General features: G+C 68.3%; 18 protein-coding genes. 13 read left to right on the top strand and 5 right to left on the bottom strand.

The genetic code is table 11. The features are described 5' to 3' along the window. Nucleotides 1–75: 75 nt before the first annotated feature. The 9 genes from KM842_RS12925 (at nucleotide 76) to hemL (ending at nucleotide 7,383) form a co-directional block, all read left to right on the top strand. Nucleotides 76–339: a hypothetical protein gene (locus tag KM842_RS12925; RefSeq protein WP_216258965.1), complete on the top strand. Its 264-nt coding sequence runs from the start codon at nucleotides 76–78 to the stop codon at nucleotides 337–339. Next, nucleotides 336–794: a phage holin family protein gene (locus KM842_RS12920; RefSeq protein WP_216258963.1), complete on the top strand. Its 459-nt coding sequence runs from the start codon at nucleotides 336–338 to the stop codon at nucleotides 792–794. Before KM842_RS12925 ends, KM842_RS12920 begins: the two co-directional genes overlap by 4 nt. Nucleotides 795–828: 34 nt before the next feature. After that, nucleotides 829–1,071: a DUF3618 domain-containing protein gene (locus KM842_RS12915; protein WP_216258960.1), complete on the top strand. Its 243-nt coding sequence runs from the start codon at nucleotides 829–831 to the stop codon at nucleotides 1,069–1,071. 111 nt (nucleotides 1,072–1,182) lie between these two features. Continuing rightward, nucleotides 1,183–1,920: a hydrogen peroxide-dependent heme synthase gene (gene hemQ, locus KM842_RS12910; protein WP_216258959.1), complete on the top strand. Its 738-nt coding sequence runs from the start codon at nucleotides 1,183–1,185 to the stop codon at nucleotides 1,918–1,920. Next, nucleotides 1,917–3,152 (top strand): ferrochelatase, encoded by a 1,236-nt coding sequence (locus tag KM842_RS12905; protein WP_216258957.1) that lies wholly within the window; start codon nucleotides 1,917–1,919, stop codon nucleotides 3,150–3,152. The genes hemQ and KM842_RS12905 overlap by 4 nt, the downstream gene beginning before the upstream one ends. Next, nucleotides 3,149–4,207 (top strand): hydroxymethylbilane synthase, encoded by a 1,059-nt coding sequence (gene hemC, locus KM842_RS12900; protein ID WP_216258955.1) that lies wholly within the window; start codon nucleotides 3,149–3,151, stop codon nucleotides 4,205–4,207. The genes KM842_RS12905 and hemC overlap by 4 nt, the downstream gene beginning before the upstream one ends. 109 nt (nucleotides 4,208–4,316) lie before the next feature. Then, a complete protein-coding gene (locus tag KM842_RS12895; RefSeq protein ID WP_253206127.1) occupies nucleotides 4,317–5,000 on the top strand; it encodes a uroporphyrinogen-III synthase in 684 nt (227 codons plus the stop codon). Nucleotides 5,001–5,050: 50 nt separating this feature from the next. Continuing rightward, nucleotides 5,051–6,052 (top strand): porphobilinogen synthase, encoded by a 1,002-nt coding sequence (gene hemB / locus KM842_RS12890; RefSeq protein ID WP_216262416.1) that lies wholly within the window; start codon nucleotides 5,051–5,053, stop codon nucleotides 6,050–6,052. Continuing rightward, entirely contained in the window at nucleotides 6,049–7,383 is a 1,335-nt protein-coding gene (gene hemL / locus KM842_RS12885) for a glutamate-1-semialdehyde 2,1-aminomutase (RefSeq protein ID WP_216258952.1), read from the top strand. The genes hemB and hemL overlap by 4 nt, the downstream gene beginning before the upstream one ends. Nucleotides 7,384–7,615: 232 nt before the next feature. Here the strand turns inward: hemL and KM842_RS12880 are convergent, their stop codons facing one another. The 4 genes from KM842_RS12880 to KM842_RS12865 all read right to left on the bottom strand — a co-directional run bounded on the left by KM842_RS12880 (nucleotide 7,616) and on the right by KM842_RS12865 (nucleotide 11,620). After that, nucleotides 7,616–8,401 carry an ABC transporter ATP-binding protein gene (locus KM842_RS12880; protein WP_216258950.1) on the bottom strand — a complete coding sequence of 262 codons (786 nt, stop codon included), beginning with the start codon at nucleotides 8,399–8,401 and terminating at the stop codon, nucleotides 7,616–7,618. Nucleotides 8,402–8,483: 82 nt separating this feature from the next. After that, a complete protein-coding gene (locus KM842_RS12875) occupies nucleotides 8,484–9,161 on the bottom strand; it encodes a GntR family transcriptional regulator (RefSeq protein ID WP_216258948.1) in 678 nt (225 codons plus the stop codon). Nucleotides 9,162–9,286: 125 nt separating this feature from the next. Further along, on the bottom strand, nucleotides 9,287–10,264 hold the full coding sequence (locus KM842_RS12870) for an acrylyl-CoA reductase family protein (protein WP_216258946.1): 978 nt from the start codon (nucleotides 10,262–10,264) through the stop codon (nucleotides 9,287–9,289). A gap of 327 nt (nucleotides 10,265–10,591) precedes the next feature. After that, nucleotides 10,592–11,620 carry a 6-phosphofructokinase gene (locus KM842_RS12865; RefSeq protein ID WP_216258944.1) on the bottom strand — a complete coding sequence of 343 codons (1,029 nt, stop codon included), beginning with the start codon at nucleotides 11,618–11,620 and terminating at the stop codon, nucleotides 10,592–10,594. A 75-nt stretch (nucleotides 11,621–11,695) separates the two neighbouring features. Here KM842_RS12865 and KM842_RS12860 point away from each other — a divergent pair, with 75 nt between their 5' ends. Together KM842_RS12860 and KM842_RS12855 are read left to right on the top strand one after the other, a co-directional pair. Beyond that, nucleotides 11,696–12,739 carry a DNA-3-methyladenine glycosylase family protein gene (locus KM842_RS12860; RefSeq protein ID WP_253206126.1) on the top strand — a complete coding sequence of 348 codons (1,044 nt, stop codon included), beginning with the start codon at nucleotides 11,696–11,698 and terminating at the stop codon, nucleotides 12,737–12,739. A gap of 563 nt (nucleotides 12,740–13,302) precedes the next feature. Continuing rightward, nucleotides 13,303–17,652 carry an RHS repeat-associated core domain-containing protein gene (locus KM842_RS12855; RefSeq protein ID WP_216258942.1) on the top strand — a complete coding sequence of 1,450 codons (4,350 nt, stop codon included), beginning with the start codon at nucleotides 13,303–13,305 and terminating at the stop codon, nucleotides 17,650–17,652. A gap of 690 nt (nucleotides 17,653–18,342) precedes the next feature. Here the strand turns inward: KM842_RS12855 and KM842_RS12850 are convergent. Then, on the bottom strand, nucleotides 18,343–18,963 hold the full coding sequence (locus tag KM842_RS12850; RefSeq protein ID WP_437124532.1) for a recombinase family protein: 621 nt from the start codon (nucleotides 18,961–18,963) through the stop codon (nucleotides 18,343–18,345). Between the two features lie 213 nt (nucleotides 18,964–19,176). Here KM842_RS12850 and KM842_RS12845 point away from each other — a divergent pair, with 213 nt between their 5' ends. After that, nucleotides 19,177–20,814, top strand: coding sequence for a P-loop ATPase, Sll1717 family (locus KM842_RS12845; protein ID WP_216258939.1), 1,638 nt, complete (start codon nucleotides 19,177–19,179; stop codon nucleotides 20,812–20,814). Between the two features lie 149 nt (nucleotides 20,815–20,963). Next, nucleotides 20,964–21,569, top strand: coding sequence for a prefoldin domain-containing protein (locus tag KM842_RS12840; RefSeq protein WP_216258937.1), 606 nt, complete (start codon nucleotides 20,964–20,966; stop codon nucleotides 21,567–21,569). Nucleotides 21,570–21,919: the final 350 nt, after the last annotated feature.

Here is a 21,919-nt window from a genome sequence, read left to right as displayed (position 1 = left end):
TCGGACACATGCCGATCGGTGCATGACCACGCACGGTGCCTCACGAAGCACACTGACCCAACGGAGGAATCGCTCATGCGAGGAAAGCTCCTGTTCGTCGCCGGCGCAGCTCTCGGGTACGTCCTGGGATCGCGAGCCGGACGGGCGCGGTACGAGCAGATCAAGACCGTCAGCGGCAAGGTCTGGAACAGCAACGGCGTCCAGAAGAGCGTGAACCAGGTCGAGGACTTCGTGTCCGACCGCACGCCCGACGTCGCCGACTTCATCGGTGAGCAGACCAAGAAGGTCGTCCGCAAGGTGAGCTCGAAGTCGTCCGGCAAGGGGTCGCAGATCTCATGACCGACACTCGCGACCGGCGGTCGCGGTCGCTGTTCGGCCTCGTGAAGGACGTCCCCGACCTCGTCAAGGACCTGGTCAAGGGCGAGATCGCGCTGCTGAAGGCCGAGATGATCGGCAAGGCGAAGGTGTTCGCCGTCGCCGCCGGCATCCTCGTCGCCGCACTCGTGATCGTGCTCTACGCGATCGGCGTGCTCCTCACCGCAGCGGTGATGGGCCTCGCGACCGTGATGCCGGCGTGGCTCGCAGCCCTGCTGCTCGCCGTGCTGATGCTCATCGTCGCCGCGATCCTCGGGCTCGTCGGCTGGAAGCGCCTGAAGAAGGGCCTGCCGATCACGCCGAAGCGCACGATCGCGAGCGTCAAGAACGACGTCAACGCGGTCAAGGGCCTCGGCAAGAAGCCGACCCCGGAGACGCAGCGCGCATCGCGCAAGCCCGACGTCGACGGCCGGTTCTGACGCCCGTCATCCCCACGACTCCCCCGGAGGACCAGTGACCGACCCCCAGCACGACGAGCACCGCGACGTCGCCGACCGCGTCGCCGCCACCCGAGCCCAGCTCTTCGACACCCTCGACGCCATCGAGGACAAGCTCAACGTGCCGAAGCAGCTCGGCATCGCCGCGTCGAAGGTCAAGCGCGGCGTCGACGAGAACCCGGTGCCCTACCTGGCCGGTCTCGCAGCGGGAGTGGCAGTGGTCGGGGGTATCGTCGTAGCGGTGCTCCGACGGCGGTGATCCACACGCGGCGAGCATGCGCGAGCCGCGGTGGATGATCGTCCCGGACGCCCGCTCGGCGCAGGGGGCCGGCGAACCACACCCCTGGCAATCGTGGAGGACGACCGATCCATGAGCACTGACGTGCCCGCACCCGCAACCACCGCAGCACACGAGACGGACCCGGCATCCGGGATCGACCCGAACCTGCTCACCGCCTACGCACTCTGGGCGGTCTTCCGCCGCCCGGTGGGCGCCGTCCAGCGTGGCGGTGACGACGCCGTCGCCGAGCTCGACGCGGTCGTGGCCGCCGGTGCCGAGCGCGGTGTCACCGTCCGAGGCTTCTACGACGTCTCCGGCTTCCGGGCCGACGCCGACGTCATGATCTGGCTGCACGGCGACGACGCGCAGGCGATCCAGGCGGTCCTGCGCGACGTCCGCCGCACGGCGCTCTTCGTCGACGCCGAGCCGGTCTGGCACGCGATGGCGATGCACCGCGAAGCCGAGTTCAACAAGCGCCACACCCCCGCCTTCCTGCGCGGCAAGGACCCCGAGGCCTGGATCACGGTGTACCCGTTCGTCCGGTCCTACGAGTGGTACCTCCTGCCCGAGGACGAGCGCTCGAAGATGCTCCGCGACCACGGCATCGCCGGCGCGAAGTACCGCCGCGTGCTCACGAACACCATCGCCTCGTTCGCCCTGGGCGACTACGAGTGGATCCTGCCGCTCGAGAGCCCGGACCTCGTCGACCTCGTCGACCTGATGCGCGACCTCCGCTACACCGAGGCGCGCATGCACGTCCGCGAGGAAGTGCCCTTCTACACGGGTCGTCGTGTGACGACCGCCGAACTCCCGGAGGTGCTGTCATGACCGACACCAGCATGATCACGAACGGACAGCCCGTCCTCGCCGCCACCGCGGCGGCGGCGTCCGGCCCCGAGCACGTCGAGGTGCCGACCGCGTACGACGCGATCCTCCTCGCCGGCTTCGGCGGGCCCGAGGGCCAGGACGACGTCATCCCGTTCCTCCGCAACGTCACCCGTGGCCGTGGCATCCCGGACGAGCGCCTCGAAGAGGTCGCGCACCACTACCGCCACTTCGGCGGCGTCAGCCCGATCAACGCGCAGAACCGCGCGCTCAAGGCCGCCCTCGAGGGCGAACTCGCCAGCCGGGGCATCGACATGCCCGTGCTCTGGGGCAACCGCAACTGGGAGCCCTACCTCGAAGAGGCCTTCACCGAGGCGTCCGACAAGGGCTACACCAAGCTCATCGCCATCGCCACGAGCGCCTACTCGTCGTTCTCCAGCTGCCGCCAGTACCGCGAGGACTACGCCCGCGTCCTCGACGAGACCGGCCTGATCGACACGATCCAGATCGACAAGATCCGCCAGTTCTTCGACCACCCGGGCTTCGTCCGCCCGTTCGTCGACGGTGTCCGCGACGGCCTGGCCCGCGCGATCGCCGAGAACGACGGCCTCGACGTCGCGACCGAGCTGCAGGTGCTGTTCTCCACGCACTCGATCCCGTCGACCGACGCCGCCCGCTCCGGCCCCGACTACCGCGGCTTCGACGAGCACGGCGCGTACGAGGCCCAGCACCTGGCCGTCGGCGAGGTCGTGCTCGACCAGGCCTGGTCGGAGCTGCTCGAGCAGCCCGAGCACGCGCACCTGCAGGGCACGTCGAAGCCCGCCTGGAAGCTCGTCTACCAGTCGCGCTCCGGCCCCCCGTCGCAGCCGTGGCTCGAGCCCGACATCAACGACTACATGAACGAGGAGCTCAAGGGCGGCCCGACCCGCGCGGTGCTCATCGTGCCCCTCGGCTTCGTGAGCGACCACATGGAGGTCATGTGGGACCTCGACGAGGAAGCCACCGAGACCGCCGGTGAGCTCGGGTTCTGGTCGCTCCGCACGCAGACCCCCGGCGTCGACCCGGCGTACGTGTCCGGTCTCGTCGACCTGGTGCTCGAGCGCGTCAACGGGACGCCGAAGGCCGACCGCCCGCACCTGACCGACATCGGCCCCTGGTACGACGTGTGCCGTCCGGGCTGCTGCGAGAACGTGCGCGCCGGGTTCAAGCCCGCGGCCGCCGGCGTCGCCCCGTGACCGAGGCCGTCGCGGACGACCCCAGCACCACGGCGCAGGACGGCCCGGCCCCGATCCGGCTCGGCACCCGTGCCAGCCGCCTGGCGGTCGCGCAGTCGCAGGACGTCGCCGACCGTCTCGCGAAGGCGTCCGGCCGTCCGGTCGAACTCGTCACGGTGACGAGCGAAGGCGACACGAACCGCGCCTCCCTGGCGTCCCTCGGCGGGACCGGCGTGTTCGCGTCGGCCCTGCGCGAGGCGCTCGTGGCGGACGAGGTCGACGTGCTCGTGCACTCGCTCAAGGACCTGCCGACCGCGCCGTACCCGGGCCTCACGATCGGCGCGGTGCCGAAGCGCGCCGACGCGCGTGACGTCCTGGTGGCGCGGAACGGCGCGACCGTCGAGACCCTGCCCGAGGGCGCCAAGGTCGGCACGGGCTCGCCGCGTCGTGTGGCGCAGCTCAAGGCGGACCGACCCGACCTCGACGTCGTGGACATCCGCGGCAACATCGACACCCGGCTCGCCCGTGTCGACGACGACCTCGACGCCGTCGTGCTCGCCGCCGCCGGACTCGGCCGCATCGGGCGCCTCGACGCCGCGACGGAACTGCTCGACCTGGGCTTCTGGCCGAGTGCGCCCGGACAGGGTGCCCTCGCCGTGGAGATCCGCGCCGACGAGACCGACCGGAACCTGCTCGCCGCGCTGCGGAAGATCGAGCACGCCCCGACCCGCCTGACGGTGACGGCGGAGCGCGAGGTCCTGGCGAAGCTCGAGGCCGGCTGCTCCGCGCCCATCGGTGCCACGGCCGTGGTCGACGCCGAGATGCTCCTCGTGTCGGCGACGGTCTACAGCCCGGACGGCTCCGAGTACCGCACCGCGTCGCACGCGGCCGTGCTCGACGGGTCCGCGCAGGACCGCCTCGACGACGCCGTCTCGGTCGCCGGACGCGTCGCCGCCGAACTCCTCGAGAACGGTGCCGCCGAACTCGCCGACCTGCCCGGTACCGCCGGTCCCGGGTCGGACGAGCCGGACTCCGGGTACACCGCCGGCCCCGGTCTGGCGACCCCGGCCGAGTAGGGCGGGCACCACGGACGACACCCCGAGTCCCAGCCACGCCGCCCGCGCGGCAGGCAGCAGCCGACGCCCGGTCGTGCTCGTGCCGCGCGGCGGTGGCTGGGGTGACCGCGTGGCCGACGCCGCCCGGGCCCGCGGGTTCGCCCCGGTCGTCGTGCCGCTCATCGCGGACGTGCCGCCGGAGGACAGCGCCCCGCTCGACGCAGCGCTCGCGCAGCTGGCCGGGGGCGACTGGCTCGTGGTGACCAGTGCGACCACCGTGCGGGTCGTCGCGGAACGCACACCGCGCCTCCCGGCCGGTGTCCGCGTCGCGGTGGTCGGGTCCGCGACCGCCCGCGCCGCCCGCGGTGCCGGGTGGCCCGTCGACCTCGTCCCCACCGATCACTCCGCCGCCGGCCTGGTGACGGCCCTGCCCGCCGACGCCCGCCGGGTCGTGCACCCGCGGTCGGACCTCGCGGCGCCGACGCTCGTCGACGGGCTGCGGGCCCGGGGCATCGACGTCCTCGACGTGGTCGCGTACCGTACCGTGGGGACCGGCGACGAGCCGATCCTGCTCGACCCGGCGCCGGACGTCGTCCTCGTGACGAGCGGCAGCACCGCCCGCGAGACCGCTCGCCGTCTCACCCCCCTCGACCCCCGCACCCGGATCGCCTGCATCGGCCCCGGCACCGCCGACGAGGCCCGCGCCGCCGGGCTGCCGGTCGACGTCGTCGCTGCCGACCGGTCCGCCGAAGCCCTCCTCGACGCCGTCGTCGAGCTCGTCCCACCCCACCCCGATCAGGAAGGTCACCCGTGACTGGACGCTTCCCCCAGGTCCGCCCCCGTCGACTGCGCGCCACCCCCGCGATGCGTCGACTGGTCGCCGAGACCCGGCTCCACCCCGCCGAGCTCGTGCTGCCGATGTTCATCCGCGAGGGTGCCACCGACGCCGTCGACATCTCGAGCATGCCCGGGGTGCAGCAGCACTCGCTCGACTCCTTCCGTCGCGCGCTCACCGAGGCGGCCGAGGTCGGGGTGGGCGGCGTGAACCTGTTCGGCGTGCCGCAGCACAAGGACGCGGTGGGGTCCGGCGCGACCGACCCGGACGGCATCCTCAACGTCGCCATCCGCATCGCCAAGGAAGAGGTCGGCGACGCGCTCGTCGTGCAGTCCGACCTGTGCCTCGACGAGTTCACCGACCACGGGCACTGCGGCGTCCTGGCGGCGGACGGCTCGGTCGACAACGACGCGACGCTGCTCCGCTACCGGGACATGGCGGTCGTGCAGGCCGAGGCCGGAGCCGAGCTCGTCTGCATGAGCGGGATGATGGACGGCCAGATCGCGGCCGCCCGGGACGCCCTCGACGTGGCCGGCCACTCCGGCACCGCGCTGCTCGCCTACGCGGCGAAGTACGCATCCGCGTTCTACGGTCCCTTCCGCGAGGCCGTGGCGAGCACCCTGCAGGGCGACCGCCGCACGTACCAGCTCGACTCCGGCAACGGGCGCGAGGGACTCCGCGAGGTCGAGCAGGACATCGCCGAGGGCGCCGACATCGTCATGGTGAAGCCCGCGATGAGCTACCTCGACGTCCTCGCCCGCACCGCCGACACCTCGCCGGTGCCGGTCTGGGCGTACCAGATCTCCGGCGAGTACGCGATGATCACCGCCGCCGCCCAGAACGGCTGGATCGACCGCGACGCCGCCGCGATGGAGGCCCTGGTCGGCATCAAGCGCGCCGGCGCCGACGCGATCCTCACCTACTTCGCCGTCGACATCGCCCGGAAGCTCAACGAGGAGGCGGGCCTCCGCTCCTCCGGCAGCACCGCGGACGTCGCCGGCATCGCCACGACCGGGAAGGCACCCGAATGACCACCACCAACGACCAGCTGTTCGGCCGCGCGAAGGACAGCATCCCGGGTGGTGTGAACTCCCCGGTCCGTGCGTACGGGTCCGTCGGTGGCACCCCGCGCTTCCTCGTGTCCGCGAAGGGAGCGACCGTCACCGACGCCGAGGGCCGCGAGTACGTCGACCTCGTCGCCTCGTGGGGTCCGGCGATCCTCGGGCACGCGCACTCCGGCACGGTCGAGGCCGTGCAGCAAGCGGCGGCCCGCGGGCTGTCGTTCGGCGCCTCCACGCCGGGGGAGACCGAACTCGCCGAGCTCGTCAAGGAGCGCGTGCAGGTCGACGGCGACGGGCCGATCGAGAAGCTCCGCATGGTGTCGACCGGCACCGAGGCGACCATGACCGCGATCCGCCTGGCCCGCGGCTACACCGGACGCGACCTGCTCGTGAAGTTCGCCGGGCACTACCACGGGCACTCGGACTCGCTGCTGGCCGAGGCCGGCTCGGGCGTCGCGACCCTGGCGCTCCCCGGCAGTGCGGGCATCACCGCCGAGACGGCCGCGCAGACCCTCGTCCTGCCGTACAACGACCTCGACGCCGTCCGCGCCGCGTTCGACGAGCACTCGGAGCGCATCGCCGCCGTGATCGTCGAGTCCGCCGCCGCGAACATGGGCGTGCTCGCACCGGAGCCCGGGTTCAACCGCGCGCTCGCCGAGATCACGCACGCGCAGGGCGCCCTGCTCATCGTCGACGAGGTCCTCACCGGGTTCCGCGTCGGACCGGCCGGCTGGTGGGGCCTCGAGGCCGACGGCACGGTGCCCGACGGCACCGGGTGGAAGCCCGACATCATCACGTACGGCAAGGTCATCGGTGGTGGCATGCCCCTCGCCGCGCTCGGCGGCCGGCGCGAGGTCATGGACTTCCTCGCCCCGCTCGGCCCCGTCTACCAGGCGGGCACGCTCTCCGGGAACCCGCTCGCCGTCGCCGCGGGCACCGCCACGCTCCGGGCCGCGACGCCCGAGGTCTACGCGCACCTGGACCGCACCGCCGACGTCGTGTCGCGGGCCACGAGCGACGCGCTGTCGGCCGCGGGGGTCGCCCACACCGTGCAGCACGCCGGCAACCTGTTCTCGTTCGCCTTCACGGAGACCCCGCCGCGGAACTACGACGACGTCCGCGCGCAGGACGTCTTCCGGTACGCGCCGTTCTTCCACAGCATGCTCGACTCGGGCGTGACCCTGCCGCCGAGCGTGTTCGAGGCGTGGTTCCTCACGGCGGCCCACGACGAGCGTGCGGTGTCGCAGATCCTCGACGCGCTGCCCGCCGCGGCCAGGGCGGCGGCTGCGGCGACGGAGTAGCCGGGCGACGACGGACGGGAGGCGCGGGTCCGGAGGGGGCCGCGCCTCCCGTCCGTCCGTGGCGTGCGAGACGCCGGCGTCTGCCCATGACGCCGCCGAGTGCGCGAGACGCCGCCCTGTTCGGCGGCGTGCCGCGACGAAGGCGGCGTCCGTCACTGACGGGGGCGTCTCGCGGCCGCGCGACGATCGCCGTCTCGCGGCCGGTCCGCGCCAGCCGGGAGGCCCGCCCGCCTCAGTCGGCCCGCCGTGCGTGCCAGCGCCCACCGCTGCGCTCGACGGCGAGCGGGAAGTCGAACGCGGCCGACACCCGCGCCGAGGTGATGACCTCGTCGGCCGGGCCCTGCGCCACGACGCCCCCGTCCCGCAGGAGCACCGCGTGCGAGGTCGACGCCGGCAGGTCCTCGAGGTGGTGCGTGACCATCACGCTGCCCAGCTCGGGCTGCCGGACCCGCAGGGCGTCGACGGTCTCGAGCAGGTGCTCGCGTGCGGCGACGTCGAGCCCGGTGGCGGGTTCGTCGAGCAGCAGCAGGCGTGGTTCCGCCATCAGGGCACGGGCGATGAGCGCGCGTCCCCGTTCGCCCTGGGACAGCACCGGCCAGCGGGCGTCCCGGCGTGCGGCGAGTCCGACGTGGGCGACGTGCTGCTCCGCGCGGGCGACCTGCTCGGCCGTCGGCTCCCACCGCACCATGAGGTCGGTCGTGCCGGTGACGCCGGTCAGGACGGTCTCGAGGACGGTCAGCGGCGAGGTCATCCGGTGCCGCGGGTCGACGTGTCCGATGTGCTCGCGGAGCTCTCGGACGTCGACGCGACCGAGCCGTCGACCGAGCACTTCGACGTGCCCGGCGGTGGGGTGCCCGGTGGCGCCGAGGACCGCGAGCAGCGTGGACTTGCCCGCCCCGTTCGACCCGAGCAGCGCCCAGTGCTCGCCGCTGCGCACGGTGAGGTCCACGTCGTGCAGCAGGTCCCGGCCGCTCCGGGTGACGCGGAGGCCGGAGGCGTGGAGGAGGACGTCGGTCACCCGTCCATCCTCGCGCAGGACGAACGACGGCCCCGCCACCTGGGTGACGGGACCGGTGGGTTGGTGCGGGGCGGGTGCGGGATCAGGCCTCGGCGGCCTTCGCGGCCCGCGCCGTCGCGAGGTGCTCGGCCATCGCACGGCCGAGACCGCGGACGAGGGCGCCGCCGGCCTCGCCGTCGCGGCCCTTCGCGGCGGCACGGAACCCGTCGAGGGCCTGCGCGACGTCCCAGAACACGAACTCCGGCTCGCCGATGCGGACGAACTTGGCGCGGTTGAGCAGCGACTCGCTCGTCTTCACGAGCAGGTCGTTGCCGGACCTGGCGACCATGAAGGCGATCGCCCGGTCGATGTCGTCGTTGAGGGCGCGGTCCTCGGCCGTGGCGTGTGCGCGCATGTCGTCGAGGATCGCCCCGAACGCCGTGACGTCGGCGTCCTCGAAGCGGGGGAACGACCAACGGGCGGCGAGCTCGCCGACGCCGAAGAGCATCTGGAACGCGTCGTCGTACTGCTCGGCGGTGGGGGAGGCGACGCGGGTGTACCGGTTCGCCTCCATCTCGACCAGGCCGTAGTCGACGAGCTTGGCGATCGCTTCGCGGATGGGGGTGCGACTCACACCGAGCCAGGCGACGAGCTCGTCGTCGTTGAGGCGTTCGCCGGCCTGCAGCGTGCCGTCCTGGATGGCGGTGAGCATCTTCTCGAGGACGACGTCCCGGAGCAGCTTCCGGGGCGAGTTCTCGACGGTCGACTTGGGTACCGGCATCCGGGTCTCCTCAATGAAGGTGTTCGGTACTCAAATCCTAACGTGACATTGTGCAAACGCTTGCTAAGTGGCGATCGGTCGGCGACCGTCGGCGACGGTCGGCGCGCAGGGTCGGGAGGCGCTGATCACCGCGCCACGTCGACCACCGTCCGCCCGTGCACGCGCCCGGCGACCACCGCGGCGCCGACCTCGATCGCCTCGCCGAGCCCGACCGTCCGGGTGACCCCGCGCAGCAGCGCCGGGTCGAGGTCCGTCCCGAGCCGCGCCCACGCCCGCTGCCGCAGGTCGAGCGGCGCCGCGACCGAGTCGATCCCCAGCAGGGACACCCCGCGCAGGATGAACGGGAGCACGGTCGTCGGCAGCGAGGTGTCCTGGGCGAGCCCGCACGCCGTGACCGCGCCGCCGTACTGCGTCGACGCGAGGACGTTCGCCAGCGTCGCACCGCCGACGCTGTCCACCGCACCGGCCCACACCGCCCGCTGCATCGGCTTGCCCGGCTCGGCGATGGTCGCGCGGTCGACCACGTCGGTCGCGCCGAGGGCCCGGAGCGAGTCGCCGTTCTCCGGTCGACCGGTCGACGCCGTCACCCGGTACCCGCGGGCCGCGAGCAGCGCGATCGCCACCGTGCCGACGCCGCCCGACGCACCGGTCACCAGGACCGGCCCGTCCTCCGGAGCGACCACGCGCTCGAGGGCCAGGACGCTGAGCATCGCCGTGAAGCCGGCCGTCCCGATCGCCGCCGCGAGGTCGTCGTCGACCGCGTCCGGCAGCGACACGAGCGAGTCCACCGGGACGACGCACTGCTCCGCCCAGCCGCCGTGCCGGGTCTCGCCGGCGCCCGCACCCGTGAGGACCACGCGCTCCCCGACCGCCACGTCCTCCACCTCCGGGCCGACCGCGGCGACGGTGCCGACCACGTCGATGCCCGGGACGAGCGGATCGGTGCGGACCACACCGGGGTCGCCGGCGACGGCCAGGCCGTCCTTGTAGTTGACGCTGGACCGCGTTACGGTGACCAGGGCCTCCCGGCCGCCGGGGGCGGGCAGGTCGACGTCGGTGACGGTGGGGGCGGCGGAACGGGACACGAGGACGGCGCGGGTCATGCGCGCGACGCTACCCCGGGCCTCCCGCCCGGGTGCGGGTGCGGGTGCGGCGGCGGCGCCCCCGCGCGCTCGGCCCCCCGTCCTCGCGCCGAGGTCGCACGACCTGCCGCTCACCTCCGGCCCGGACGGCGCGTCCTGCGACCTCGGCGGCCTGCGGGCGGCGTGTCGTGCGCCCTCGCCGCCTGTGCGCCCACCCCGTCCTCGCGCTGAGCGACACGCTTCGCGCCCGCCAGCGCGAGCCGTGTCGGCCACCGCGAAACTCGCGCCGCCCGACCGCCCGACCGCCCGCCCGCCCGCGCCGCGCGCCGGCGTCCGGTGCCGCCGGCGTCAGCCGAACATGATGGCGGCTTCGTCGTACCGCGCCTGCGGCACGGTCTTCAGCTCGCCCAGTGCGTCCTCGAACGAGACGTGCACGATCTCGGTGCCCTTCAGGGCGACCATCCGCCCCCAGCGCTCCTCGACGACCGCGTCGATCGCCGCCAGGCCGAGGCGTGTGGACAGCACCCGATCGTAGGCGGTGGGCGTGCCTCCGCGCTGGATGTGTCCGAGTGTCGTGGCGCGCGTCTCGATGCCCGTCATCTCCTCGATGAGCGGGGCGAGGCGCTCGCCGATGCCACCCAGCCGCGGGCGGCCGAAGGCGTCGAGGCCGCGCTCGGTGTGGGCGGTGTCCTCGTGGTCGGGGACGAAACCCTCGGCGACGACGACGAGCGGCGCGCGTCCGCGGTCGTAGGCGGCCTGCACCCACTCGGCGATCTGCTCGAGCGAGGTCTTCTGCTCCGGGATGAGGATCGCGTGCGCGCCCGCAGCCATGCCGGAGTGCAGGGCGATCCAGCCGACGTGGCGGCCCATGACCTCGGCGACCATGCAGCGGGAGTGGGACTCGCCGGTCGTGCGGAGGCGGTCCATCGCCTCGGTCGCGATCGCCACGGCGGTGTCGAAGCCGAACGTGTAGTCGGTCGCCCCCAGGTCGTTGTCGACGGTCTTCGGGACACCGACGATCTTGAGCCCGGCGTCGGTGAGGCGCTTCGCGGCGGCCAGGGTGCCCTCGCCGCCGATCGCGACGATGGCGTCGATGCCGTGCCGCTCGAGCGTCCTCGTGATGTTCTCGACGCCGCCGTTCGGGCCCTCGAAGGGGTTCGTCCGGCTCGTGCCGAGGATCGTTCCGCCCTGCTTCGCGATGCCCTGGATGTCCTTGCGTCCGAGCGGCACGATGTCACCGTCGACCACGCCCCGCCAGCCGTCCCGGAACCCGACGAACTCGTGCCCGTGGATCGCGATGCCCTTGAGCACGATGGCCCGGATGACCGCGTTGAGACCGGGGCAGTCGCCGCCGGAGGTGAGGATGCCGATGCGCATGGAGAGGACTTCCGATGTCGGGTTCGGGGGACCCCCTCATCATGACTGACGGTGGTTGCGGATTACCATCCCTGCATGCCTTCCGCCCGTCCCGTCGCCTCCTCGTGGGACGGCCCGCGCCGTCGGGGCCGACCGACGGGCGCGGCCCGGTTCGGGGCGGCCCCGCCGCCGACCTCGCCGGGCGCCGTCGAACCGGTGGACAGCGGGCGTCGCGTCGACACCGTCTACCGGCCGGGAGGCCCGGTGGACGTCATCGCGACGCTGCGGCCCCTGTCGCGCGGCTCCGGCGACCCGGCACACCGGGTGGTCGGCTCGGACGTGTGGCTCGCGTTGCGCACGCCCGAGGGGCCGGCCTCGGTGCTCGTCCGCCCGGTGGGGGAGACCGTCGCGATCAGCGCCTGGGGTGCCGGCGCGTCGTGGGCGGTCGCGCACGGACCCGACCTCGTCGGGCGCGGCGACGACTGGACGGAGCTCGACGTCTCCGCGCACGCCTTCCTCGAACAGGCGCGACACCGCCAGCCGGGGTTACGCCTGCTCCGCACGAACACCGTCGTCGCGATGCTCGTCCCCGCGATCATGGAACAGAAGGTCACCTCGCGGCAGGCCTGGCGCGCGTGGCGGTACCTCGTCCGGCGCTTCGGCACACCCGCACCCGGCCCTGCTCCGGAGGGCATGGTCGTCCCGCCGGACGCCGACACCTGGGCGCGGATCCCGAGCTGGGAATGGCACCAGGCCGGCATCGAACCCGGACGCTCGGCGACGGTGATGCGCGTCGTGAAGGTCGCACCCGCACTCGAACGGACGCTGACCCTCGGCCGTGGCGGCGAGCTCGTCGCGAGTCGGCTGCAGTCGATCCCGGGCGTCGGACCGTGGACCGCTGCCGAGACAGCCCAGCGCGCGCACGGCGACCCGGACTCCCCGAGCGTCGGGGACTACCACGTGCCCGCGCTCGTCGGGTGGGCGCTCACCGGAGGGCCGGTCGACGACGACGGCATGCTCGAGCTCCTCGAACCGTGGCGGGGGCACCGGGAGCGGGTCGTGCGGCTCATCGCGGGGTCGGGGTTCCGGAAGCCGACGTTCGGGCCGCGGATGACGATCCAGGACCACCGGGGGCACTGAGCACCCCCGCCTCGTGGTGCATCTGGTGGCCGCCACGCGAGTCGGATCACCGACAGTCTCGACCCGCGTGCAACGGTTGCCCCGGAGCGGGTGTCGATGGAACTCGCGCTCGTCGCTGCGCAGGCCACAGGGTCCGGCGGGACCGCGTCCCGCAACTCGAGGACACGCGGGGTCGCCGTCCACGTCGTGCCGGTGGGCGCACCGTGGCGTGAGCCCTGTCGGCGCTTGGCGGCATCGTGCACGCTTTCAGTGTCCGCGGAGGCAGACCGGAAACTGAGTGTTGTTCGCTACCCCCGCTACTGGGGTGCGGGTCGGCCACTTCTGTTCACGGTGCGCCGATAGCGTGCTGAGCGGGTTGCACAGTGCCGTCAAGGGGACTGGTGCTGGTTGCAGCTGTTGAGGGGTTCTTGGGCTTGTTTGCTGCGCCGGTGTTCGGTCGTGCTCGTTGGATGGTTCTCGCGCTGGTGACGCTGGTCGCGTTGCTGGGGTCGTTGTTGGCGGTGATAGCACCCCCACAGGCCGCCCGGGCGGAAGTGACCGGTACCGGCGGGCAGTTCGTTCCGATGACGAACAACTCCCGTGTCTTCAATGGTGAGACTGCCGCGAAGAGCTGGAAGACGATCAAGATCGCCGGCGTCGATGGTCTGCCCGCGTCGAACATCGGCGCGGTGACGCTGATGGTCCAGGTCAACCAGACCGAGACGCAGGGCCAGCTCGTCGGCCGTCCGAACAGCTCGACGCCCAACACGCTGATGGTCATCTACGGCGCGGGTGTCAACCGGAACGCATCTGACTCGTCGTTGCTCGCAGTCGATGATGACGGTTCGATCCAGATCCAGACGCAGACGGCGCAGTCGCACGTCATCGTCGATGTCACCGGTTACTACACGTCCGCGAAGAACGGTGTCGGTGCTGGTGGGTACGTGCCGATCTCGCCGACCCTCGTCGCTGACACTCGTTCCGGGACCGGTGTGCGGCAGGCGCAGATCGGTGCCGGCGGGAAGGTGACGTTCCAGGTCACCGGTCAGGGCGGCATCCCCGATAATGCGGCTGCGGCGCAGGTCAGCATCGTGGTCCGGAACTCCAGCGGTGGCAGCGGCGCGATCCGTGTCTTCCCGTCGTCTGGTGCGGGCAGCACTGGCCGGCTCTCGTACTCGTCCGACCCGGGCAACACGTCGTTCTCGTCGCAGGTGTCCCTCGGTACGGCAGGCAAGTTGACGGTCGACAACACCACCAGTGGCGCGACGTTCGATCTCGTCGTCAGCGTTCAGGGATACTTCGTCCCGAACAACCCGGGTGGTGGCTTCACGCCACAGACGGGTCGACTCTTGGACACGCGTGACAGCAACAGCATCCCCTCGGGTGGGACGCTCGCCGTGCCGATCGCTGGCGCTCGGGAGGGTATCCCGACGGTCGAGGCTGGGCTGTCCGCTGTTGCGATGACGGTCACTGCGGTGAACCAGGACACCCGTCCCGCGTCGGCGAAGGTGTGGGCTGACGGCGCTGACGAGCCGGAGATCCAGTCCCTGTTCAGTGAGGAGGGTTCGATCCAGTCGACGACCGTGATCGCTCCGGTGGGCAAGAACGGGGCGATCCGGATCAAGAACCAGGGCGCTGGCACCTTGAACTTCGTCCTGGATCTGCAGGGCACCTACAACTCCCTGCCCGGCGGTCCCGCTGACACGAACCAGACCGGTCAGCGCACCTCCGCGACGCGGCTGCCGTTCACCATCTCTGACCAGACCTCGGCCTCCGTTGATGTCGGGACCGGCAACCTGATGGTCTCGACCGCGGCGATGAGCCTGCCGGGTGCAACGTCGTCGACGCCGATCGGCGCCGCATACAACTCGCGGTCCACGCATGAGGCGAACACCGCGACGATGGACGCCAACCGGTGGCAGTACAGCCTCGCCGGTGCAGGCACCCTCACGACCAACGCGCTCGGTGTGGTGTACCTCGACGCGCAGGGCACGGCCTGGCAGTTCAAGCGTGCCGGCGCAGGCGCGTTCACCACCCCGGCCGGGCTGCAGCAGACCCTCACCCGCACGCTCAGCACGACGGATGAGTACCAGCTGAAGGGGTGGACGACGAACCAGATCATCCACTTCAACCTCGCCGGCCTGCCGAAGTCGATCGAGGACCGCAACAGCAACACGATCCGCTTCACGTACGACAACACGAAGACCTTCGCGTTCACCTCGATCGTCTCCACCGCCGGCACGGACGGTGCGAAGAGGTTGCAGTCGTCGTACGCGAACGGGGTGCAGACGTTCACGCAGACCAACGGCAACGCGTCGCGGGCGATCTCCTGGGTGAAGAACACCGCCGGGGACATCACGACCTACACGGACGCGACGGGCAAGAAGACCACCTTCGGGTACACGGGCGGTGACCTCACCTCGATCACCGCTCCGAACGGTGGTGTCACGGCGTTCACGTACGACAGCTCCGACCGGGTCACGAAGGTCTCGCAGTCGAACACCACGGCCGGCTCGCCCGGTACCGCGGTGACACGGGTCGGCTACGTCAGCAGTACCTCCACCCAGGTCGCCGACCCCCGCTCGGATCAGAGCGCGACCGTCGCCAACGCCAAGCACACCACCTACACCCTCGATGGCAACGACCTGGTCACCAAGACCGTCGACCCTGAAGGACGCGAGCGGTCCAAGACGTACAACCCGGCCAACAACGGTGTCGCAACCTCCCAGGTCGGGGCCTCCGGTGGAGAGAGCACCGGCACGACTTCGAACAAGTACGACAAGAACAACAGCCAGTCACTGACTGCATCCAAGTCCGGCTCTGGCTCCTCGTCCTCCGCCGAGTACGGTTCGACCTCGCCTGCGGCGACCTACCTACCGTCGAAGGTCACGGGGAGCTCCAGCTCGAGCACGAGCATGGAGTACGACGACTACGGCAACCAGAAGTCCTCGCAGTCCGGCGTCTCCGGCGCGAAGGCGTCGATCGACTACAACGACGACGGCACCGTCAAGAAGGCCACCGCGCCCGGTAACAAGGACAACGGCACGACCTACGTCTACGAGAACAAGCAGCTGAAGACGATCACCGCGCCCACCGGTACGACGATCGGCGTCAAGACGTACACGTACGACGATTTCGGCAGGGTCAAGACCGAGACCGACGGCCGCGGCAACACGACCACGTTCGGATACGACAACAACGACCGACTCACCTCCACGTCGTTCAGTGACCGCACCGCCACGGTGACGAACACATACGACGCGAACGGTAACCAGACTGGTCAGGCCTCCGCCGGCGGCACCGTCAGCAACAGCTACGACCAGCAGAACCGTCTTACCGCCACGGCGAACACCGCTGGTGGCGGGCAGGTCAGCTACGGCTACGACCTCGCCGGCAACACCGTCAAGGTCACCGACGCGCAGGGCACCGTCACGCACGACTACGACTCGTCCGGCTCGCTGACCGCCACCACCTACCCGAGTGGCGCCGGCACCGCGAAGCAGCTGTACAAGACCGACAAGAACAGCGGCCGCCGCACCGACATCTGGCTCAACGCGGTCCCCAACACGGACACGTCGAAGGACCCGGAGGTGTGGGAAGCACACCAGCACATCGACTACGACAAGTCCGGCAAGATCACACGCATCCAAGCGTGGGGCGACGAGAACCGGTCGAACCCGATCGTCGACACCACGTACTGCTACATCGCTGGTGCCACCGCGGGCGGCACCTGCGCCGCGAACGAGGCCAACGACCGCGACAAGCTGCAGTGGTCCAAGGACAACACCACCGACCAGGTCGCTTCAGGTCAAATCACGTCCTATGGGTACAAGTCCGACGACGACGCCCCGACTGACCGGCTCACCTCGGTGACGCAGACCGGCGGCTCGAAGCCGACGAACTGGAAGTTCACCTACGACGACGCCGGCAACCGCACCCAGGCAACGGCAACCGACGTCGCCACTGGGAAGGCCACCGACACGAAGTTCAGCTTCAACGCCGTCGGCCAGATCACCACCGCCGGCTACCAGTACGACGGCACCGGCAACCTGACCGCCGCACCGGGGGAGACCTTCACCTACAACGGTGCGCAGCAGATGACCGCCTCTGTGAAGGACGGCGTCAAGACCAGCTACACCTACGCCGGCGCCGACATGAACAAGCTGCTCTCCCAGGCCATCGACAGCGGCAAGGCGTACCAGTACACGTATGGAACCAACGACCAGAACGGCGTGCCGGTGATCACCGCGCGCACCATCTCCGGCGTCGGGACATCGTCGGTCCTCAGCGACCCCGTGACGGGGCAGCCGCTGGATCTGCGCACCACGGACGGCTCCACGAGCATGTGGGTCATCGACGGCATCGGTAACCCCGCCGCCGCAATTACCGACAAGGGCGCCAAGGCATACGTCGTGTCTTACTCGCCGTATGGCGGCGAGACTGTCTCCTACGGCGACACCAGCATTCAGTGGCAGCAGAACCCCTACGGATTTAGGACCGGAATTCGCTCTAGCAGCACAGACAACGGCCTTACCAAGTTTGGGTACCGGTGGCAGTCCAGCACCACCGGAGGATGGATTGAACGCGACACCCTGGACGCTCCCCTCAGCCCTGGCAACGCCAACCGCTATACATTTGCTGGCGGCGACCCCGTCAATATGACGGACTCAACAGGTCGAAAGGTTAGCCCTGGTGATCTATACGGAACTGCCGGAGACATCTACGAGCTCGGTACTGCGTGCACCTCTGGCAGCTCATCGAATTGCGCGGAGCAAGCCGTAACCACCACGGTCAGTACGATCACGGCGGTGACATGCGAGGGCATCGCCGCGGGTGCGTCAGGAGGCACCCTGGCAGCCCCAGGAGCCGTAGCCTGTAACTTCATCGGAGGCTGGGCAGGTAACCTCGTGGTTGGTAACCCGTCTCCGATTTGATCCCATCGATCCGACAAGGAACGTCAATTGAAGTTCTTCAACGCTAAAAGCCCGACCGTAGTTATAGTGCTCGGCATATTCTTTGCCCTATTTGGCGTATTTTACGGGCTTTATCCATCGGGTGGCAACGGCCGACCGACCACGCAAATAGTCATTGCCGTCGTGCTAGTTCTAATCGGTATCTTGTTCGTGGTACAGGGTATAGGAACGCGCTCGCGCCGTAATAACAAAGATCCTAGGTAACTCTTCAATTTAAAGGCAAGTCATGCACAGGCAGCAGGCCGCAAGAAGCAAGCCTCTTTGGATATTCCATACTGGGCAGCTACTGGGATTAGGGGCAATCTTCATTGCCGGATGGTTTGGCATTCCAGTTGGCATTGCAATTCTACTGGGTGCAGTTATTGCAGCAGCGAGTTACGTGGTCTATATGTTTCGTTCGCGCAGCCAGAACTAGGATCGTAGCCAGCCTCCGTCAGTATTTGTCTGGCCGCTAGTTCTGATACCCACACAGATTGTTGATTCTGCTGCACGTATGGAACGCCCGGCAACAACGATGTCCCGTGATCACCGTACGCACGGTCGCAGGCGTCAGCACCGCGTCTGTGCTGAGCGAACCGGCCAGCTCAGCGTCATGCTCGAAGCCTAGGTAAGCATCTCTCCTCCCAGGGGGCGGTGCGGAAGCGCCCCGCGCTACAGCTCCGCGGCCTGGCCGTTCTTTGCAGCTGCGGCAGCGGGGGAGAGGGGAATCGCGAGCATTCGGTAGAGAGTGGTCCGATCGATGCCAAGTTCGCGAGCGACGGCGGCCTTCGGAACTCCCGTGCTCACAAGTCGGTGCGCCTCGGCGATCTGGACGTCGGTGAGCTTGCGGGTGCGGCCCGTGTACTTGCCGGCGGTCCGGGCGATGCGGATGCCCTCGCGTTGCCGTTCGCGGATGAGGGTGCGTTCGAACTCAGCGAAGGCGCCGAGGAGGTTGAGCATGAGTCGGCCGATCGCGTCGTCAGTGTCGCGACTGTAGGTCTGCTGCTCCTTGACGAACTTGACAGAAGCTCCCTTGCCAGTGATCTCATCCACGATGTCGCGCAGGTCACCTAACGAACGAGCAAGCCGGTCCATGGAAGCGACCCGGACAGTGTCTCCGTCGCGGACGTACCGGATGCAGTCGAGCAGCGCTCCCCGGTCCGCCCGTGAGCCACCCGACACCTTCTCCTCGAACACGCGATCAACCTCGCCGATTGCCTCGAGCTGCCGGTCGAGGTTCTGGTCCGCCGAGCTCACCCGCACGTAGGCGACGGTCTGCGTCTTGTGTTGCACCAGGTCTAGACCATCGCACACATCTGTCGCAGAAGGGTCGATGGGGACCCCAGAACGACACAGAATCGACACTCCCGCAGCCGCTGCGTTGGGGTATACCTCAGCTCCACGCTGCGCGGCGCTGATCCTGTAAACCGAGCGTGGCTCCGCCATGCGTGCTGTTCAAAGCTTGGACGAGCGCTTAGAATCTCCAGAAATCAGCGAGGGGGCTACATGGGCAAGAAGGCGCGACTGGGGTCTGGCTTCAACATTGGCGGCGATCAGGCAGAAGCCGACCCGCTACTCGATGACGCCTTCTACTCTTCTGGCCAGTATGAGGCGATAGTTGACCGACAAAACCCACGCTGCTTCGTCGTTGGAAGAACGGGTTCCGGCAAATCTGCAATCTTGAAGGGGCTTGCTGAGAACTACCCCGAGAAAGTTATCCGGATTGTACCGGAAGACTTGTCTTTGCCCTACATAACTAATCTTGATGTGGTCCGTAAACTTCAAGATTTGAACGTTGACCTGCAGTCGTTCTGGAAAGCTCTTTGGCGGCACGTATTCATTGTTGAAGTGATCCGCCATCGTTACCGTATCGATACGCCTGAGGCAAAGGCGAATGTATTGCGTGGTCTGCGTGAAAAGATCTCGCGGAACCAAGGTAAGAAGCAAGCTCTTGCGTACTTGGATGAATTTGAGGGTCGCTTCTGGGCGGAGACGGACGAACGGGTTCGGGAAATCACGTCATCTTTAACGAAGCGCATTGAAGGCGATGCAGAACTCAAGGCGGGAATTGCCGGTGTCGGCGGGAGCGCTAGCGGATCGGGCGCTGTCGAAGTTTCAGAGACCGAGCGTAAGGAGCTTACGCAGCGGTACCAGCGTGTGATAAACGAAACTCAGCTCGCACGGCTCAATAAGATGATGGACGTTCTCGATGAGGATGTTCTGGGCTCTGTCCAGGACTACACCTATATTGTGATTGACGACTTGGACAAAGACTGGGTCGATGCCGAATTAGTCAATGACCTCATCATGGCGCTGTTCAAAACAGTACACGACCTCAAGCGTGTCAAGAACTTGAAGATCCTGGTAGCACTGAGAACAAATATCTTCGAGTATTTAGACTTTGGAGCAGCTAATGGAGGCCAGGAGGAAAAATATCGCTCGCTCGTTCTTCCTATGAGCTGGACTAAGGAGCAACTCAAAATACTGGTCGACGAGCGAGTGCAAATCGCCAGTAGCAAGCAGGGGGCAGACGTAGAATCTCTCACGACGATTCTTCCTCACCAAAACCCGAAGCGAGGAAGCGCCTTTGATTACCTGATCGAGCGTACCCTCATGCGACCGCGCGACCTCCTCGCCTTCGTTCGCGAATGTCTCGTGCAGAGTGAGGGAAAAACGCAGGTGTCATGGGATGCAATCAAGCGAGCTGAGATAAGCTATTCCGAAGCGCGCCTTTTGGCCCTTCGTGACGAGTGGAAGCTAAATTACCCGGGCATCGATCGTGTCTTCGAAACATTCAGACACGCCGACGGCAAAATGAGCCGAGCGGAAGTTCAAGACAGGCTTGACGATTGCATTCTGCTGCTTGCAGAAGACGGATTCACGGGAGATGGCTGGCTGGCGCCCCTGAGTGATGCGGTGCTGTCGGGGTCCGCTGAGCAAACATGGGAGAGACGCTACGGGCCGATCTTGAGGATGCTCTATAGCATCGGTTTCCTAGGGGTAGCCAGTGCCCCTCGGAAGAACCCTCTATTTTTCATCGAAGACCCGAATGCGCTGAAGTTTGATAGACAGATAGCTGCTCTCGACAGCTACTTCGTAGCGCGGGCCTACCATTCAGCGCTTGAAGTGAAAACGACCGATTGACCGCGATGCTGGCATAAGTGCCAAGTGTCGATGGCTACGCCGTACCGTAAGCGTCGTGACGATCCACCCAGGCCCCGGTCAGTGGGCTCGGGGACAGCGTCATTGGCGCGACAGTACGGCGTCAGCGGGCGGGGCACTAGAGTCGCCGCGTGAGCGCCATCACCGTATCGGTTAATGCAGGAATATCCACGCCGAGCCCAGCTCCCATCCTGGTCGAATTGACTGGTCACGCAGCAATGGGGCCACCCTGGTGGGGGGTGCCCGTGATCGCCGGAATTTTCCTGTTGGCGGGTGCGTGTCTGGGCTTCGTATTTAACCGTTCGATAGAGCGAACTCGAAGTGCACGAGAGGACCGCACTCGGTGGCACGATACTGTCCGCGAGCTTGCGGGCGAGATCGTTGCGTTGGGTGACGACCTTGCCTGGCATGGCCGGGTGCTCGATTCGCTCCGCGATCCGGACGGCACCATACCCGATGACAAGGTTGTTGTCGAACGCGACGAGCTCAAGCAGTTCATTCCCGCCCTGAAAACGATGCTCTCGAAGGCGAACCAACTCAACTTGCTTGTCGATGAGGCAGTCGGAAAGTCTATGTTCTTGTTTTTCTATGTGTCTCGGGACATGCAAAGGGCGCCGAAAAATGATGCCGAGCGCGAGCTTGTTCGTCGGAGTCATAAAAAATTCAAGGACGCCTTCATTGTTGCGGTGCGCGAGTACCTTGAGGTTCGCGGCGAGACCACCAAAAAGGCGCCTTGAACCCCTTGCGGCACTCGTTCGCTGACTGTAGCGAGTCGACGCAGCTGACATAAGAGTGAACTATCGGCGCGCAGGAGGACGGTCGGCACCGCTCACCGAGCGCCGACCGTCGTCGGCAGCGACGTGCAGCGTTTGTATGCCTCGCAGATGGTCTGGCTGATGCGGTCACGGGTGGAGCATTCGAGACCGATCGGCAGCCCCGTGCTGCAATGTATCGCCCACTTGCGGTTGGCACGGACTGAACCAAGGACCAAGCGCTGCGATGCTGGGTACGACCAGCCAGCGGCCACTCGCTTGCTCGGCGCGGGTTGGGCTGTGACTGCGTGTAACGCTTCAAGGATGACCGGACA

It is taken from the genome of Curtobacterium sp. L6-1 (genome assembly GCF_018885305.1).
Lineage (GTDB): Bacteria > Actinomycetota > Actinomycetes > Actinomycetales > Microbacteriaceae > Curtobacterium > Curtobacterium aetherium.
The sequence above is the reverse complement of the archived record's forward strand: the minus strand, read 5'-3'. Positions and strand labels throughout refer to the sequence as shown.